This window comes from Devosia sp. LjRoot16 (assembly GCF_964252795.1).
Lineage (GTDB): Bacteria > Pseudomonadota > Alphaproteobacteria > Rhizobiales > Devosiaceae > Devosia_A.
Genome location: NZ_CAXUPH020000001.1, coordinates 2,025,507 through 2,041,286, shown reverse-complemented (window position 1 = coordinate 2,041,286; position 15,780 = coordinate 2,025,507). Strand labels below are relative to the sequence as shown.

Genomic DNA, 15,780 nt, shown 5'->3' with positions numbered 1-15,780 from the left:
GTTTGCATCCGCCAAGCGGCGATATATGCTGCTCCGTACCCGTTTGTCGGCGGGGCAGAGGGGGGCCAACTCATGACAGATCTGCTGCCGGTTGGCCGCGCCCGCGGCAGCCTGGTCAAACAGGTCAGCGAGGAGTTGCGCGCCGAAATCGCCTCCGGCCGTTTCAGTGTCGGCGACAAGCTGCCGTCGCAATCGCACCTCACCGAGCGCTTCGCCGTCAGCCGTACCGTGGTGCGCGAAGCGGTGGCCAGCTTGCAGGCCGATGGCATCGTCGAGTCGCACCAGGGGGCCGGCGTTTTCGTCACCGCCCGCACCGCGCCCGCCGCCTTCGCCTTCCAGAGCATCGATCCGGCGCGGATCTCCTCGATCCTCGAAACCCTTGAGCTGCGCGCCGCAGTCGAGATCGAGGCCGCCGGGCTCGCCGCGCTCCGCCGCTCGCCGCAGCAGGAAGAAGAGATCTTCCGCACCCACAATGTGGTGGCGGCGCAGATCGCTCGCGGCGAGCGCTCCAACGAGGCGGATTTCGCCTTCCACCACGCCATCGCTGCTGCCACCAATAACCCGCGCTTCGCCGAGTTCCTCGACCTCCTGGGCCAGGCCGCCATCCCCCGCTTTGCCATCCAGACCAATGGCGCCGAGGCGGTGCGCGCCTCCTATCTCGACCGCATCCTCGACGAGCATCGCCAGATCGCCCAGGCTGTCGCCAATGCCGATGAAGCCGCGGCGCGCGAGGCGATGCGCAAGCACCTCAAGGGCAGCCAGCAGCGCTATCGCGCGCTGATCCAGGCCAATACGCCATAGCTTGTCATATGACTCTGCAGCCCTTTCACCGCACAGCGCGACACGGGACAGGACGTCGCCCCTCCAGCCCTGATGACCATGCCTGACCCCGGAGTCTCCCGATGACGACAAACATCCCTGCCGCCGGCCCCCTCGCCGGACTGGCCCCCGGAGTGGCGACCACCGATCGCATCGCCTGGATAAAACTGTCACTGATCCTGTTGCCGCTGAAGGCGCCGATCAGCGACGCCAAGGTGCTGACCGGTCGGCAGAAGCCGCTGACCGAAGTGGCGATGCTGTTCGCCGAGATCGAGAGCGAGCGCGGCCACCACGGCATCGGCTTTTCCTATTCGAAGCGCGCCGGCGGCTATGGCCTCTACGCCCATGCCCGAGAGATTGCGCCCAACCTGATCGGCGAAGATCCCAATGATATCGCCCGGCTGTGGGACAAGCTGGTCTGGGCCGGCGCCTCGGTCGGCCGCAGCGGGCTCGCAACGCAGGCCATCGCCGCCTTCGACGTGGCGCTGTGGGACATGAAGGCCAAACGCGCCGGCCTGCCACTGGCCAAGCTCCTCGGAGCGCGCCGCGACTCGTTGCGCTGCTACAATACCTCGGGCGGGTTCCTCTCCACCCCGGTCGAGCAACTGGTGGAAAACTGCGAAGCCTCGATCGCCGCCGGCATCGGTGGGCTGAAGGTCAAAGTCGGCCAGCCCGACCCGATGGCCGACCTCGCCCGGCTCGATGCGGTGCGCAAGGTCGTCGGCGACCGCGTGCCGCTGATGGTCGATGCCAACCAGCAATGGGACCGCCCGACCGCCGAGCGCGTCGGCCGCGCGCTGGAAGAGTTCAACCTGGTCTGGATCGAAGAGCCGCTCGATGCTTACGACGTCGAGGGCCATGCCCGGCTGGCGGCGCAACTGGTGACCCCGATCGCCTCAGGCGAAATGCTGACCAGCGTTGCCGAGCATCTCAATCTGATCCAGCACGACGCCGTGGATTTTATCCAGCCCGACGCGCCACGGGTCGGCGGCATCACCCAGTTCCTGAAGATCGCCACCATCGCCGAGCAGAAATATCTCAAAATGGCGCCGCACTTCGCCATGGAGATCCACCTGCATCTCGCCGCCGCCTATGCCCATGACACCTGGGTCGAGCATTTCGACTGGCTCGACCCGCTGTTCAACGAGCATCTCGAAATCAAGGACGGGCGCATGCTCGTCTCCGACCGCCCCGGCCTCGGGTTTACGCTGAGTGAGCAGGCCGTAGCGTGGACGGTGGACAGCGCCGAAGTCGGCAAGCGGCGGTGATTTTCCCGTAGGGACATCTCGTCAATGGGGCACAGTTTGCCCCACCAACTCGATGTCATCCCAGCGAAAGCTGGGACCCATTTCACCCCCCGCGCCAGCTGATGGTTGGATCCCAGCTTTCGCTGGGATTACAGCCGGTGGGGAGGCGGGCCCGTGGACCATCTCGTCCGCCGGATAAGGCCAGCTCACCTCCCGCAACCGGCCACCCCACCCATCCCTGAAGCGATCTAAACCTCGAACGGCTGCGCCCACGCCCGCTTGCCATTGATGTCGGTGACGACCACCCGGCACCAGCCGCCGGCGAAGCGGCTGAGATCGAGCTCGGCCGTGGTGATGGCCTCGCCATGCACCACCGCCGATTTGGCGCCGGGGCCGGCCAGGACGATGCTGCGGACTGGCGAGGCAGCAACGCTCAGCCGGTCGCCATCGCGGTCGATCGCGACAATCTCCGGGCCGGTACTGGCGTAGTAATTCCCGGCCTTCAGCGCTGCGAGCAGCGCGTCGGGCTCGAGCGTTTCGGATTTCACCTGCACCCAGCCACCAAAGCTGTCGTTGGAATGGAAGTGCGCGTCGTCGGAAGCAAAGCCGGTGAGCTTACGGCCGCGGGTCATCAGGTCGTCGAACAGCGCCACGCCATCCGGCCGGGCCGACAGCATCTCGCAGGTGTGGTTGTAGATCTCGACTGCATGCGCCGCATCGAGCGATAACCCATCGGTGAAATCGAGCCCATACCATTGCGGGTGGGCAATGCCGACAAAGGCGCCGGCCGCCGCGGCGCGGCGCGCCAGGGCCGGCCCGTCCTCGCCTTCCGGTGTCGCGGCGAAGTCCTGCGGCAGACCGACGGCGAGGATATGCCAGAGATCGCCCAGATGCGTCGCCGGCGCGTGCAGTTCCGCGCCGATCAGCGTGGTGAAACCCTCGGTGCGATAGTCGCGGGTGTCGGTCAGCGGGAAGCTGTACTGCTTGAGGAAATGATCGGAGAGGCAGAGGAAATCATAGCCCGCCTCGCGATAGCGGCGGCAGACCTCGGCCGGCTCGAGCGCACCGTCCGAGCGGTTCGAGTGGGTATGGAGGTTCCCCTTCCAGAAGCGGCCGGGGGCGGAAAAGGCCGAAAGCATAGTGGTCTCCGAGAGCATCAAGCGGCGAGAACGAAATGGTTGGCCCCGACCTCGTCATAGCGCGGTGGCACGGGGTCATGGCCGACCGAATAGATCGGCGAAGGCAGCAGGCCGGCCGCCGGCACCGCACGGCGTGGCGCGGTCGGATCGGGGTTGGGCACGGCGGCGAGCAAGGTGCGCGTATAGGGATGGCGCGGATCGCCGAACACCGCATTGCGCGGCCCCATCTCGACGATCCGGCCCATATGCATCACGGCGACGCGATGGCTGACCCGCTCCACCACCGCCATGTCATGCGAGATGAACAGGTAGCTCAGCCCCAGTTCCTGCTGCAGCTCGATCATCAGGTTGACCACCTGCGCCTGGATCGAGACATCGAGCGCCGAGACCGGCTCATCGGCGACGATCAGCTTGGGCGACAGGGTGAGCGCCCGGGCAATGCAGAGCCGCTGGCGTTGGCCACCGGAGAACTCGTGCGGATAGCGTTCGAGCTGTTCGTCTGAAAGCCCGACGCGCCGGATCAGCCCGACCACCCGGTCGCGCAGCGCCGAGCCCGCTTCGACGCCATGGATCACCAGCGGCTCGGCCACCTGCTCAAAGGCAGTGAGCCGCGGATCGAGCGCCGCATAGGGGTCCTGGAAGATGATCTGCATGTCGCGGCGTTTCTTGCGCAACGCGTCGCCGGAAAGGCGGGTGAGTTCGTCGCCCTCGAGCGTGACGCTGCCCGATTTCGGCTCGACCAGCCGCAGCACCGAGCGGCCGGTGGTCGACTTGCCGCAACCGGATTCGCCGACCAGCGCCAGCGTCTCGCCGCTGCCGATACTGAACGACACGTCGTCCACCGCGTGCACATTGGCGACATGGCGCTGCAACACGCCCTTCTTGACCGGGAAGCGGGTGATGAGGTGCTTCACCTCGAGCAAGGGCAGATGCGTCGGGGGCACGTCGTGCGTCAGCGCCTCGCCGAACTTTGCCGGCCGGCTGGCCCCCTGCATCGAGCCGAGCCGCGGCACCGCGGCGAGCAACTGCTTGGTATAGGCTTCGCGCGGGTGCGCGAAGAGTTCGCGCGTTGCCGCCTCCTCGACCTTCCTGCCGTGTCGCATCACCACCACGCGGTCGGCCATTTCAGCGACGACGCCCATGTCGTGGGTGATGAACAGCACCGCCATATCGCCCTCGGCGGCAAGGCTGCGCACTAGTTCGAGGATCTGCGCCTGGATGGTCACGTCGAGCGCCGTGGTCGGTTCGTCGGCGATCAGCAGGCGCGGCGAACAGGCGAGCGCAATGGCGATCACCACGCGCTGCCGCATGCCGCCCGACAGCTCATGCGGATATTGGGTGAAGCGCCGTTCCGGCTCAGGGATGCGCACGCGCTTCAGGAGTTCCACCGCCTGGCGCGCCGCCTCGGCGGCATCGGCCTTCTGGTGCAGCCGGATCACTTCGGCGATCTGCTCGCCCACGGTGAACACCGGGTTCAGCGAGGTCATCGGCTCCTGAAACACCATGGCGATCTCGTTGCCGCGAATGGCGCGCAGCACGCCCTCCTCCGCGACAGCCAGGTCGACCACTCTCGCGTCCTTGCGACGGAAGCGGATGGCGCCTTCGGCGATCCGGCCACCGGAGAACTTGCCGAGCCCGAGGATCGACATCGCCGTCACCGACTTGCCCGACCCGGACTCGCCCACCACCGCGACGCACTCGCCCGAACGGATCTCGAAGCTCAGCCCGTCGACGGCGACGACCGGATAGTTATCGGTTTCGAACACAACCTTCAGGCTGTCGACATCGAGGATGGCGGTGTTGCTCATCGTGGGCTCCGTACAAAGAGATAGGGCCGGCGGGGATCGCTCCCCGCCGGCGGGATTATCAGTCGTTGAGGGCGACGGCGCCGGCGCGGAAGTCGAGCACGTACGGGATGTGACCCGGCAGCGGCTTCCACTCGAGGCTCTTGGTCATGCCGTAGGATTCATACGGCTGGTACAGCACCAGGACCGGCGCCTCGTCCTTCACATAGGCCATGATCTCGGCATAGGCGGCCTTGCGGGTCGCGATATCGGTCGAGTAGCGGAAGCGCTCCCACATCTCGCTATAGGCTTCATTCGGCTTCCACGAACCGCCGGTGATGCGGGCGCCCGTCGGGCTCCACATCGTGCCGAACGAACCCGCCGGGTCGGCGAAGTACATCGGGTTCGACCAGTTGCGCGATTCCATGTCCTTGTCGTCGCCGGTCCATTTCGGATCGACCTTCAGGTCCATGGTGACGCCGACCGCCGCCCACATCTCCTTGATCGCCTGCGCGGCGAGCAGCCCGTTGGTGTAGTAGACCGGGTCGGTATCGTAGCGGACCGTCTGGCCCTCGAAGCCGGCTTCCTTCAGCAGTTCCTTGGCCTTTTCCGGGTTGTACTCGAAGGTCGTGAGCTCCGGCATGTAGAGCTCGCCATATTGCGGGTAGGTGTGGGTCGATGGCACCACGGCCTTACCCAGCCACAGCGCTTCATTGAGCAGGTTCCGGTCGATCGCCATGCTGAGCGCCTGGCGGACCCGCTTGTCGGCCATCTTCGGGTTCTCGGTGTTGAAGAACACCACGTGGAACAGCGGCGTCACCGCCCCCTCGACCTTGAGGTTCGGATTGGCTTCGATGGTCGCCAGCTGATCGGGCGGCACATTGGTGATGAGGTCGACTTCGCCATTGGCGAGCGCCGTGATGCGGGTCGCCATCTCAGGGATGCGGCGGAGCTCGGCGCTGTCGAGCGGCGCCTTGTCGCCCCAGTAATCGGCGAACTTCACGTAGGTCAGGCCCTCACCGGGCTGGAAATTCTGGATCGAATAGGGACCGGTGCCGACGGGCGCGAGGCCGAAGGCGTCGAAATCCGAGGGCTCGACCACCGCAGGGTCACCCGAGAGGCCGGCGATATAGGCCTTGGGGACGATCGAGCCTTCCGAGGTGTTGAGCAGCGTTTCGAACAGCGGCTCGGGCTTGAAGGTGGTGAAGCGCACCGTGGTCGCGTCGACCGCCTCGACCTTCTCGAAATTGTTGAAGAACTGCTTCTTCACCGAGCCGAACTCGGGCGTCGCTTCGTTGATGATGCGCTCGAACGAGAACACCACGTCCTCGGCGGTCACGGTGGCGCCGTTGTGGAACTTCACGCCGTCGCGCAGCTTCACCTCGAAGATGGTCGGCTCGATCTGCTTCCACTCGGTGGCAATGCCCGGCTTGAAGCTGACTTCAGCGGCGGCATAGTCCTTCTCGATCAGCGGATCGAAGGCGTTGTAGTAGATCTGCGAGCCGGTGTTGGAGTGGTCCTTGCCGGGGTCGAGCGTCGCCGGCAGGTTCTGCACCGCGACCTTGAGGTCGAGCGCGTGGCTAGGGGCCACCAGCATGGTGGTCGTGGCGAGGGCGATGAGCAGGGTCTTGTGCATGACAGCATCCTGTTTTTGACATGCGCCCTCCCGGCCGGCCGATCGGGGATCGGACAGAGGACTGACGCGCGGGTGGTGACAGGCGGGCGCGGGGATTGGGAGACCGCGACAGCCGGGTTGCCGGGTTGGCCCGGTTACTTGAGCTTGACGTCGAGCGCGTCGCGCAGCCAGTCGCCGATCAGGAGGACCAGCAGCGAGACGAACATGATGGCAAGCGATGGCACTACGGCGATCCATGGGTTGGACGCGAGGTAATCGCGGCCGAGACCGACCATGGAGCCGAGCGTAGCGGTGGGCGGCTGCACCCCGAGCCCGAGGAATGACATCGAGCTTTCGAGGAGGATCAGCGCCGAGAAAGTCATCGTCCACATCACGATGATGGGCGAGACGATATTGGGCAGGATGTGCTTCAGAAGGATGCGCGAGTGCGTGGCGCCGGCGGCGATGGTCGCCTCGACGAATGGCATGCGCGACACCGTCAGCACCTGGGCGCGCACCACCCGGGCATAGGCTTCCCAGCCGGCAATGCCGATCACCGTGATCAGCACCGGCAGCGAGTTGCCGAAAATGGCGATGACGAGGAGCGCGATCAGCGTGAACGGCACCGCGATCTGGATATCGACCAGCGCCATGATCAGCGTCCCGAACGGCCCGCGGACATAGCCGGCGATGACGCCGAGCGCCGTGCCGAGCAACATCGAGATCAGGCTGCCGACCAGGGCGATGAGCATGGTCAGCTGCAGCCCGTAGAGGGTGCGCGAGAGCATGTCGCGGCCGAGCTGGTCGGTGCCGAGCGGATGCGCCGCCATGGCGCGATCGAAGCCGACCGGCGGACGCAGCCGCGCCAAGAGCGTCTGGGCGTTCGGATCGTACGGCGCCAGCAGCGGCGCGAACAACGCCACGAGGAGGATCAGGACGAACAGCCCGATATAGAGGCGGATCAGCCAGTTGGCCTTGCGCCACAGCATGGCGAGCATGCCCTGGCCGCGCCGGCCGTTGCGGATGTTTGGGGCCGGGGCGAGGCCCGGCAGGGGAGCGGCAAGGTCGGTCATGCGGTCACCTTCACGCGAGGATCGATGGCGGCGTAGAGCAGGTCGACGACCAGGGAGACGACCACCACCAGGGCGGCGATGAGGATCACCCCGAACTGCAGCACCGGGTAATCGCGCTGCATGGTGGCGAACACCACGAGGTCGCCAATGCCCTTGGTGGCGAACACCGCTTCGACCAGCACGCAGCGCGCCACCATGCCGGCCACCTGCAGCCCGATGATGGTGACCACCGGGATCGCGGCATTGCGCAGCGCATGCTTGACGATCACCAGCCATTCCGGCAGCCCCTTGGCGCGGGCGGTGCGGAGGTAATCCTGGCTCAGCACGTCGAGCAGCGCGTTACGGGTGAAGCGGACGATCTCGGCCAGCATCGGCGCCGCGAGGACGATCGACGGCATCAGGAAATGCAGCGGCGTCGCGTCGCCCGAGCTCGGCAACCAGTGCAGGTTGAACGAGAAGATCAGGATCATCACGATGGCGAGGACGAAGTTCGGCGTCGCGTAGCCGACAAACGCTACCGCCATGATCGCCGAGCCCAGCGGATTGCGGCGATTGAGCGCCGCGGCGATCCCCAGCGGCACGCCGAGGACGACCGACAACACCAGCGCATAACTGAACAGCATCACCGTGTTGGGCAGCCGCTCCGCATAGATCGCGACCACCGAGCGGCGCTCGAACAGGCTGATCCCGACATCGCCACTGAAGAGCCCCGTGACATAGCGCCAGAACTGCAGCCACAGCGGCTGGTCGAGGCCGAAATGCCTCACCATCGCCGCCTTGGTCTCGGTGTCGATCCCCGGCGGCAGCATGTAATCCATGGCGTTGCCGGAGAGGCGGGTGGCAAAGAACACCGCCACCACCACGACGATCAGCGTCGCCAGCGAGCCGAGCGTGCGCCGGGTGAGGAAATCAAGCACGTTCCGCCTCCCGCTCGGCCGGCACGTCGCGCGCCGTGAACGGCGCCAGCGCCGGCATCCACGGCCGCTCGCCGGAGCGGCGGAACGGCATCGAAACGGCGAACGGATCGCGGCCATGCACCTCGAGCGAGAACCTGCCGTCGGCGATCTCGAGCATGGCGAACGCAGCGGCGCCGTGCGGGAAGGTGGTGAAGCGCTCGCTCACCGACTGCACCGTGATATGCGGCAGGCCACGCATAGTGGTGACGGTGTTCCAATGCACATGGCCCGAGAGCCAGAGCGCCGCATTGCCGGTGGCCTCCACCGCCTCGCGTACCACCACGTTGTCCGGGTAGGTGGCGAACTGCGGGTTGCGCTCGAAATAGTAGTTGCCGACCTGCAGGTGGCCCGAGAGCGGCACGTGCGTGGCAATGATCGCGGGTTTCGTGTCCGCGTTCAGCGTCTCGACCAGCCAGTCGAGGTTCGCCGCGGCGTGCGGGAACCCCGTCGGCCACTCGATCTTGACGCCCGGCTGCCAGAGGATTAGCCGCGCTTCGCCTAGGTCGACCACCGAGCTTTGCATCGACTGGCCGAGGATCTCCTCGTTGTCCGCGACGCTCATATTGGCGACGTCGTGGTTGCCGAGCACGTGATAGCGCGGCCCGTTGAAGGTCGCGAAGGTGGCAGCGACTTCCGACGCGACCTGCCGGTCGCCCTCGCGGGTGGTGTCGGAGATGCGGTCGCCGAGGTCGAGCAACAGGTCGGCGCCCTGCTCGCCGGCATGCCAGATGCAGTCGCGCATCACCTGCAATGCATCCCAGCCCGGCTCCTTGGTGTGCGACTGCGGGCCGTGATGGATGTCGGTAATAACAGCGATCTTCATGGCTCGGCCCTCTCGTTGCTGCCCAATCGATAGCGCCGCTGTGTGACAGTCTTATGAAACTTCCTCAGTGTTTCAAGAGCTTGACACTGAGACAAGCTCAGTCCAGATTCGTCTGGTAAATCACGGAGTTTCGCCTTGCTGCCCAATGTGCGTTCCGCACGCGGCTACCTCATCGATCTCGACGGCACATTGATGAGCGGCCGGCACCTGTTGCCGGGAGCCCGCGAGCTGCTGAGCCGGCTCGAGGGCCGCTTCGCCATTGTCTCCAACGATTCCGAGCACACCCCGCTGCAGCTGATGAGCCGCTTCGCCGACCTCGGCATCGCCATCCCGGCCGATCGGATCATCCTCGCCGGCACCTGCGCCCTCGAAACCATCGCCCGGCGCCAGCCGCGCGCCCGGGTGATGGTGCTCGGCTCGACCCCGCTCCGCGCCTATGCGCGGCGGCTGGGCCTCGACGTCGACCAGCCCGAAACCGACGTCGTGCTGGTGGCGCGCGACCGGCGCTTCAACTACGCCAAGCTCGCCGCCGCCGCCGAGGCGATGGCGCGCGGCGCCGAACTGGTCGTCGCCTGCCCCGATACCACCCATCCCGGCCCCGGCGGCCAGCCGGTGCCCGAGGCCGGCGCGCTCGCCGCGGCCGTCCTTGCCTGCGCCGGGCCGGTGCCGCATACGGTGATCGGCAAGCCCGAACCGGCACTGTTCCGGCTCGGCTGCGAGCGGCTCGGTATCGAGCCGGAAGAGGGTGTGATGATCGGCGACAATCCCCTGACCGACGGCGCCGGCGCCCGGGCGCTGGGCATGACGTTCTGGCAGGCCGTGCCGGGTGGGTTGAACGAAGCCCTGCGTGAGCTCATGCCCGCATGAGCACCGAGCGCACGGAGCCGGGCCAGCTCTCCGGCATCCTCGACCGCATCGCGGCGCTGCGGCCGAACCTGCCGCCCACCGCCGGTCGCATCGCCGATTTCATCACCGCCAATGCCTCCGATGTCGTCCACATGTCGGTGACCGAGGTGGCGGAGCGCTCCGGCTCCAGCGAAGGCAGCGTCATCAGCCTCTGCCAGCAGCTCGGCGCCCGTGGCTTCCAGCAGGTCAAGATCGCCATCGCCCGCGATCTGGTGCAGCCGGTGCAGTTCATCCACGAGGATCTCGAGCCGGATGACGATCTCGCCACCGTGGTCGAAAAGATCTTCCGCTCCGACCTCCAGGCGCTGCACGACACCCAGAAGGCGCTCGACCTCGGTCAGTTGGCCCGCGCCGTCGCCGCCATCCGCAAGGCGAGCCGCGTCGAAGTGTTCGGCATCGGCAGCGCCGCCACCATCGCCGAGGACGCCAACTACCGGCTCTTGCGCATCGGCATCAACTCGCGCGCCACCGTCGACAGCCACGTGCAGGCGATCACCGCGGCGCTCTGCACCCCTGATGTCACGGTGCTCACCATCTCGCATTCGGGCTCGACCATCGAGACGCTGACCGCCACCCGCCTCGCCAAGGAGGCCGGCGCCACCACCATCGCCGTCACCAATTTCGGCAAGTCGCCGATCCTCAGCCACGCCGATATAGTGCTCAACACGCTGGCCCGCGAAACCCAGTTCCGCACCGAAGCGATGACCAGCCGCATCGCCCAGCTCGCCATCATCGACGCCCTGATCGCCGCCCTGGCGCTGGCCGATTACGACCGCGCCGTGGCGACGATCGAACGGACTTTTGACGTGCTGTCGACCAAGCGGGTTTAAGCCAGATCCAGCCAAATCCACCGGCGGGACACCTCCCCTTGATGGGGGAGGCTGGGAGGGGGTGGGGCCAAAGGCACGATGGCTGGTGTGCGCTCACCTTGGAACGCTTCTCAAGCTCGGTGTTGGTGGCCACCCCCCTCCCAACCTCCCCCGCAAGGGGGGAGGTGCCGTTCGGCGTTTGTGGCCGGAACTAGCCCCTACCCCTCCGAACTCCGCCGCCCCAGTACAAACGCCTGGACGGCCACACACGCAGCGCCGCGGCACCACTCGATGTTTTCGCCCGAGCGGATGGTCAGCGGGATCGGCCTGGTGCGCGGGTCGCGATCGCCGGCGATCCCCAGGCTGATCGCCTCGCGCGCCACCTCGGCGAGGCGTACCCCTTCGCCGCCGAGGATCACCGTTTGCGGCATCGTCAGGTTGGCGACGGCGGCGAGCAGCCGCCCAAGCCCTCGCCCGGCATCGTCGATCACCCGGCGCGCCGCCGGCTCGCCGGCAGCGGCGAGGTCGAGCGCTTCGGGATAGCTGACGCTCCGACCCAGCGCCTGCGACACCGCATGGACAATCGCCGTATCGGTGAGCACCGCCTTGGCGCAGCCACGATGCCCTTCAGAGCAGACCGGCCCGAAAGGATCGAGCGGCCAGTGGCCGACCAGCCCAATGCCGAACTCGTCGTTGCGGACAATCTCGTCGTGGATGACGAGGCCATAGCCGACGCCGGCGCCCAGCGTCACCACGGCGAAGCGGTCGAGCCCGCGGCCGGCGCCGAACCAATGCTCGTATTCGGTGAAGGCGACGAGGTCGTTCTCGACCAGGGTCGGGATGCCGGTGCGCGCCTCGATCATCGCCCCGAGCTGCACGTCATCCCAGCCGAGAAACGGGGCGCTCAGCACAAGCCCGTGCTCGCCCAGAAAGCCGCCGATGCCGATGCCGAGCGCCATCACTTCGGGCGCCCCCCTGGCGAGCGAGCGGGTGAGGTCGGCGATCACGTCGGCCACCGCATCGGGTGCCCGATCCGGCAAGCTTCGCGCCTCAGTGGAGAGCACGTTGGCGCGAAGGTCGGTGGTCACCCCCACCACCTCGTCGGCCATCAACTTCATGCCGATGAAGCGGCGTGACGACGGCACCACGTCGAGCAGCTGCGATGGCCGGCCGACCCTGCCATCGACCTGCTCGCCCGCCTCGACCAGCAGCCCGGATTCGAGCAGCGGCGTCGACAGCCGGGTGAGCGAGCCAGGCGACAGGTCGAGCCGTCGCGCCACCTCACTGCGTGACAGCGGGCCGTGGATCAGCACCTCGAGCGCCACGGCACGCATCGCGCCATTGCCGGGCATCCATCTGGGTGTCGTGATCCGCATAAAGCTCTCCTGGACAGCCCGATTAACTCATCCAATTTATTTTGCCAAGGAACATATACGGCATCACGAGGCGTCTATCATCGCCGTTGACAGCATAATTATTTCCGCCATAAAACAATTTGAACGGGCCGGCCAAGGTCCGTCGCTGAGGAGGACATCATCATGAGCTTTACCCCGACTCGCCCGGGCGCGTTGGCGTTGCTGTCGCTGGTCGCCGGCGCGGCCCTGTTCGCGGCGCTGCCGGCCCTTGCCGAGGACGTCACCGTCACCTTCTGGGGCGCCTATGGCAATGGCGGCAACTCGACCCAGCAGGACGCGCTGAATGCCACGCTGATCCCGGCTTTCGAGGCGGCGCATCCCGGCATCAAGATCAAGTATGTCGACGTGCCCTATGACTCGCTGCTGCAGAAACTGACCACCAGCGCAGCAGGCGGCGAGCTGCCCGATCTGGTGCGCGCCGACCTCGGCTGGGTGCCGCAATTCGCCGATCTCGGCGTGCTGGTGGCGCTCTCCGATGCGATGCCGGATTTCAAGACCCTCGCCGACGCGACCTACCCGGGGACGCTCGCCACCAACCTCTACAAGGGCAAGTATTACGGCCTGCCGCTCGACACCAATACCCGCGTGCTGGTGGTCAACCAGGCGGCGCTCGACAAGGCCGGCGTCAGCGCGCCGCCCGCTACCTTCGACGAGCTGAAGGCGCTGGCCGACAAGCTCAAGGGGACCGATATCCAGGTGTTCGCCGATGGCGGGCTGGGTGGCTGGAACCTCTTTCCCTGGATCTGGTCGGGTGGCGGCAACATCACCGATCCCGAGCTGACCAAGGCCTCGGGCTATCTCGACAGCCCCGAGAGCGTCGCCGCCGTGCAGATGCTGGTCGACCTCTACACTGCCGGACAGATCCCCAACCTGATCATCGGCAACCAGGGCGCCGTCGGCACCTCGGACGGGCTGCCGTCTGAAAACTACGCCACCATCCTCGATGGTCCGTGGATGGCCGGCATCTGGACTGAGCAGTATCCGGATTTCGCCCCGGTCTATGCGCCGGTGCCGGCAGGCCCGGGCGGTTCGATCAGCGTCGTCGGTGGCGAGGATATCGTCCTCACCACAGCGAGCAAAAACCAGGAGGCGGCGCTGGAGTTCATCCGCTTCACCCAGTCCGAACAGTTCCAGATCGAGATGGCCAGGACCGGCCAGATGACGGTGATCCCCGCCTTTGCCGACCAGCAGGCCGAGATTCTGCCGTTCCTCGCGCCCTTCGCCGAGCAGCTGAAGACCGCCAAGTCCCGCCTCGCCATCCCCGGCTCGTCCAAGGTGGACGGCATCCTCAACGCCGAACTGGTGCCGGCCTTCGAGGGCAAGATCAGCGTCGAGGAGGCCCTCACCAAGGCCGCCGCACAGATCGATCCACTGCTCACTGGCGCGCTCTGATGACGGACGTGGTCCGCGACGCCTCCGGGCCCAAACTCGCGCGGCGCTCCCAAGGCGCGTCGCGCAGAACGGGAGGGGCGATGAAACTCTGGCGGACCTATCTGCCTCCGGCGCTGTTCATCGCGCCGGGGTTCCTCTTGTTCCTCGTCTGCATCGTCTACCCGATGCTGCAGGCGGTTCAGATGAGCTTCTTTGACTGGAAGCTCGTCGCCGGCGCCACCAGCAGCTTCCTCGGGCTCGACAACTATGTCCGCGCCTTCAACGACCCGCGCTTCTGGCTGGCGCTCAGCAATAGCGGCATCTACATGGCCTTCACCGTGCCGCCGCAGATCGCGCTCGGGCTCGGCGTGGCGCTGCTGCTGAAGGACAAGAGTCCGGCCCAGCCACTGTTCCGGGTGCTCTATTACCTGCCGGTGGTGACCAGTTGGGTGGTGGTGTCGCTGCTGTTCAAATACCTGTTCGCCGACCGCGGCCTGATCAACTTCGCCCTCGATGACCTGCTCGGCGCTACCGACAAGATCTCCTGGCTCGCCGACCGCTGGACCGCGCTGATCGCCATCTGCGCGCTCGGCGTCTGGAAAGGCATCGGCTGGTCGATGATGATCTTTCTCGCCGCGCTGCAGGGCGTGCCGAAGGAACTCGAGGAGGCGGCCGTCATCGACGGCGCCAACCGCTGGCAGCGCTTTCGTGCCGTCACCCTGCCGGCAATCTGGCCGGCAACCATCTTCGTCACCATCATGCTGGTGATCGGCGGCTTCAACGTCTTCGCCTCGGTGCTGGTGATGACCAATGGTGGCCCCGGCGGCGCCACCGAAGTGCTGCTCACCTACATGTACCGGCAGGCCTTCGAGTTCCTCGATTTCGGCTATGGCTCAGCCCTGGCGGTGCTGCTGACCCTGATCGTCTTCGCCCTCTCGGCGCTCCAGTTGCGGCTGTTCCGCAACCCGGAGGCGACGCCATGAGCGCGCCGGGCAGCGCGATGACGCCCTTGAGAAGCCTGCGGCTGGTGACGCTTGCCTTCGGCGCGCTGCTGATGGTGACGCCGTTCCTTTACATGCTGTCGACCAGCTTCAAGGGCCAGCAATATGTGCTGAAGCTGCCGCCTCAGTTCATCCCCGATCCGGCGACGCTTTCCAACTACGAGCGCATCCTGCTGCGCGGCGATTTCGGCCACTACTTCGCCAATTCGCTGCTCGTCGCGGTGATCTCGACCAGCCTCGCCGTGCTGCTCAGCGCCATGATGGCCTATGGCTTCGCCCGCTACCGCTTTCCCGGTCGCGAACTGATGTTCCGCCTGCTGCTCATCGGGCTGATGATCCCGGCGATGATGCTGATCGTGCCGCAGTTCGTCCTGGCGAAATTCTTCGGCGTGCTCGACAGCCTGCCCGGGCTGATCATCTTCTATGTGGCGGGCAACCTGGCGCTCAACACCTTCCTGCTCCGCGGTTTCTTCGAGGCGCTGCCGGGCGAACTCGACCAGGCGATGCAGATCGACGGCGCCGGCCACTGGCGGCGGTTCTGGAACCTGGCGCTGCCGCTGGCCCGCCCGGCTTTGGCCACCGCCACCATCTTCACCTTCCTCGCCAACTGGGACGAATTCGCCTGGGCGCTGACCATCATCACCACGCCGGAACACCAGACTTTGCCCATCGCCATCGCCCTGCTGCTGGGGCCCAAGGGCACGCAATGGGGGCTGGTGTTCGCCGCTTCGATCCTCGCCATCCTGCCGGTCATCGCGGTGTTCCTCACTTTCCAGCGCCACTTCGTCCAGGGCCTCACCGCCGGCTCCGTCAAGGGATAAC

At 66.4% G+C, this 15,780-nt stretch carries 14 protein-coding genes; 7 read left to right on the top strand and 7 right to left on the bottom strand.

Features of this window, described 5'->3' with window-relative positions:
* Positions 1 to 72: 72 nt before the first annotated feature.
* Together ACSQ23_RS09710 and ACSQ23_RS09705 are read left to right on the top strand one after the other, a co-directional pair.
* The gene (locus ACSQ23_RS09710; protein ID WP_436090486.1) at positions 73 to 801 is read left to right on the top strand and encodes a FadR/GntR family transcriptional regulator; all 729 of its coding nucleotides are present in this window, start codon (positions 73 to 75) and stop codon (positions 799 to 801) included.
* A 101-nt stretch (positions 802 to 902) separates the two neighbouring features.
* On the top strand, positions 903 to 2,087 hold the full coding sequence (locus ACSQ23_RS09705) for an L-talarate/galactarate dehydratase (RefSeq protein WP_436090485.1): 1,185 nt from the start codon (positions 903 to 905) through the stop codon (positions 2,085 to 2,087).
* Between the two features lie 227 nt (positions 2,088 to 2,314).
* Here ACSQ23_RS09705 and ACSQ23_RS09700 read toward each other — a convergent pair whose 3' ends face one another.
* The 6 genes from ACSQ23_RS09700 to ACSQ23_RS09675 all read right to left on the bottom strand — a co-directional run bounded on the left by ACSQ23_RS09700 (position 2,315) and on the right by ACSQ23_RS09675 (position 9,456).
* Positions 2,315 to 3,205, bottom strand: a complete 891-nt coding sequence (locus tag ACSQ23_RS09700) for a CehA/McbA family metallohydrolase (RefSeq protein WP_436090484.1) — start codon at positions 3,203 to 3,205, stop codon at positions 2,315 to 2,317.
* A 17-nt stretch (positions 3,206 to 3,222) separates the two neighbouring features.
* Complete coding sequence (locus ACSQ23_RS09695; RefSeq protein WP_436090483.1) at positions 3,223 to 5,013, bottom strand: ABC transporter ATP-binding protein; 1,791 nt, start codon at positions 5,011 to 5,013, stop codon at positions 3,223 to 3,225.
* Between the two features lie 58 nt (positions 5,014 to 5,071).
* Positions 5,072 to 6,625, bottom strand: coding sequence for an ABC transporter substrate-binding protein (locus tag ACSQ23_RS09690; RefSeq protein ID WP_436090482.1), 1,554 nt, complete (start codon positions 6,623 to 6,625; stop codon positions 5,072 to 5,074).
* Positions 6,626 to 6,759: 134 nt separating this feature from the next.
* Positions 6,760 to 7,677, bottom strand: a complete 918-nt coding sequence (locus ACSQ23_RS09685; RefSeq protein ID WP_436090481.1) for an ABC transporter permease — start codon at positions 7,675 to 7,677, stop codon at positions 6,760 to 6,762.
* Positions 7,674 to 8,594 (bottom strand): ABC transporter permease, encoded by a 921-nt coding sequence (locus ACSQ23_RS09680; RefSeq protein WP_436090480.1) that lies wholly within the window; start codon positions 8,592 to 8,594, stop codon positions 7,674 to 7,676. Before ACSQ23_RS09680 ends, ACSQ23_RS09685 begins: the two co-directional genes overlap by 4 nt.
* On the bottom strand, positions 8,587 to 9,456 hold the full coding sequence (locus tag ACSQ23_RS09675; RefSeq protein ID WP_436090479.1) for a metallophosphoesterase family protein: 870 nt from the start codon (positions 9,454 to 9,456) through the stop codon (positions 8,587 to 8,589). The genes ACSQ23_RS09680 and ACSQ23_RS09675 overlap by 8 nt, the downstream gene beginning before the upstream one ends.
* A gap of 135 nt (positions 9,457 to 9,591) precedes the next feature.
* Between ACSQ23_RS09675 and ACSQ23_RS09670 the strand changes: the two genes are divergently transcribed.
* The gene (locus ACSQ23_RS09670) at positions 9,592 to 10,323 is read left to right on the top strand and encodes an HAD-IIA family hydrolase (RefSeq protein WP_436090478.1); all 732 of its coding nucleotides are present in this window, start codon (positions 9,592 to 9,594) and stop codon (positions 10,321 to 10,323) included.
* Entirely contained in the window at positions 10,320 to 11,192 is an 873-nt protein-coding gene (locus ACSQ23_RS09665; protein WP_436090477.1) for a MurR/RpiR family transcriptional regulator, read from the top strand. Before ACSQ23_RS09670 ends, ACSQ23_RS09665 begins: the two co-directional genes overlap by 4 nt.
* Positions 11,193 to 11,389: 197 nt before the next feature.
* Here ACSQ23_RS09665 and ACSQ23_RS09660 read toward each other — a convergent pair whose 3' ends face one another.
* On the bottom strand, positions 11,390 to 12,547 hold the full coding sequence (locus ACSQ23_RS09660; RefSeq protein ID WP_436090476.1) for an ROK family transcriptional regulator: 1,158 nt from the start codon (positions 12,545 to 12,547) through the stop codon (positions 11,390 to 11,392).
* A gap of 162 nt (positions 12,548 to 12,709) precedes the next feature.
* On the opposite strand from ACSQ23_RS09660, the gene ACSQ23_RS09655 reads away from it, so the two are divergent.
* The 3 genes from ACSQ23_RS09655 (at position 12,710) to ACSQ23_RS09645 (ending at position 15,779) form a co-directional block, all read left to right on the top strand.
* Positions 12,710 to 13,978: an extracellular solute-binding protein gene (locus tag ACSQ23_RS09655; RefSeq protein WP_436090475.1), complete on the top strand. Its 1,269-nt coding sequence runs from the start codon at positions 12,710 to 12,712 to the stop codon at positions 13,976 to 13,978.
* A gap of 80 nt (positions 13,979 to 14,058) precedes the next feature.
* The gene (locus ACSQ23_RS09650) at positions 14,059 to 14,940 is read left to right on the top strand and encodes a carbohydrate ABC transporter permease (RefSeq protein ID WP_436090474.1); all 882 of its coding nucleotides are present in this window, start codon (positions 14,059 to 14,061) and stop codon (positions 14,938 to 14,940) included.
* On the top strand, positions 14,937 to 15,779 hold the full coding sequence (locus tag ACSQ23_RS09645; RefSeq protein ID WP_436090473.1) for a carbohydrate ABC transporter permease: 843 nt from the start codon (positions 14,937 to 14,939) through the stop codon (positions 15,777 to 15,779). Before ACSQ23_RS09650 ends, ACSQ23_RS09645 begins: the two co-directional genes overlap by 4 nt.
* Position 15,780: the final 1 nt, after the last annotated feature.

Bases quoted from the DNA above. Each gene is read 5' to 3' on its own strand.
- ACSQ23_RS09710 (WP_436090486.1), top strand. From the start codon at position 73: ATGACAGATCTGCTGCCGGTTGGCCGCGCCCGCGGCAGCCTGGTCAAA.
- ACSQ23_RS09705 (WP_436090485.1), top strand. From the start codon at position 903: ATGACGACAAACATCCCTGCCGCCGGCCCCCTCGCCGGACTGGCCCCC.
- ACSQ23_RS09700 (WP_436090484.1), bottom strand. From the start codon at position 3,205: ATGCTTTCGGCCTTTTCCGCCCCCGGCCGCTTCTGGAAGGGGAACCTC.
- ACSQ23_RS09695 (WP_436090483.1), bottom strand. From the start codon at position 5,013: ATGAGCAACACCGCCATCCTCGATGTCGACAGCCTGAAGGTTGTGTTC.
- ACSQ23_RS09690 (WP_436090482.1), bottom strand. From the start codon at position 6,625: ATGCACAAGACCCTGCTCATCGCCCTCGCCACGACCACCATGCTGGTG.
- ACSQ23_RS09685 (WP_436090481.1), bottom strand. From the start codon at position 7,677: ATGACCGACCTTGCCGCTCCCCTGCCGGGCCTCGCCCCGGCCCCAAAC.
- ACSQ23_RS09675 (WP_436090479.1), bottom strand. From the start codon at position 9,456: ATGAAGATCGCTGTTATTACCGACATCCATCACGGCCCGCAGTCGCAC.
- ACSQ23_RS09665 (WP_436090477.1), top strand. From the start codon at position 10,320: ATGAGCACCGAGCGCACGGAGCCGGGCCAGCTCTCCGGCATCCTCGAC.
- ACSQ23_RS09660 (WP_436090476.1), bottom strand. From the start codon at position 12,547: ATGCGGATCACGACACCCAGATGGATGCCCGGCAATGGCGCGATGCGT.
- ACSQ23_RS09655 (WP_436090475.1), top strand. From the start codon at position 12,710: ATGAGCTTTACCCCGACTCGCCCGGGCGCGTTGGCGTTGCTGTCGCTG.
- ACSQ23_RS09650 (WP_436090474.1), top strand. From the start codon at position 14,059: ATGAAACTCTGGCGGACCTATCTGCCTCCGGCGCTGTTCATCGCGCCG.
- ACSQ23_RS09645 (WP_436090473.1), top strand. From the start codon at position 14,937: ATGAGCGCGCCGGGCAGCGCGATGACGCCCTTGAGAAGCCTGCGGCTG.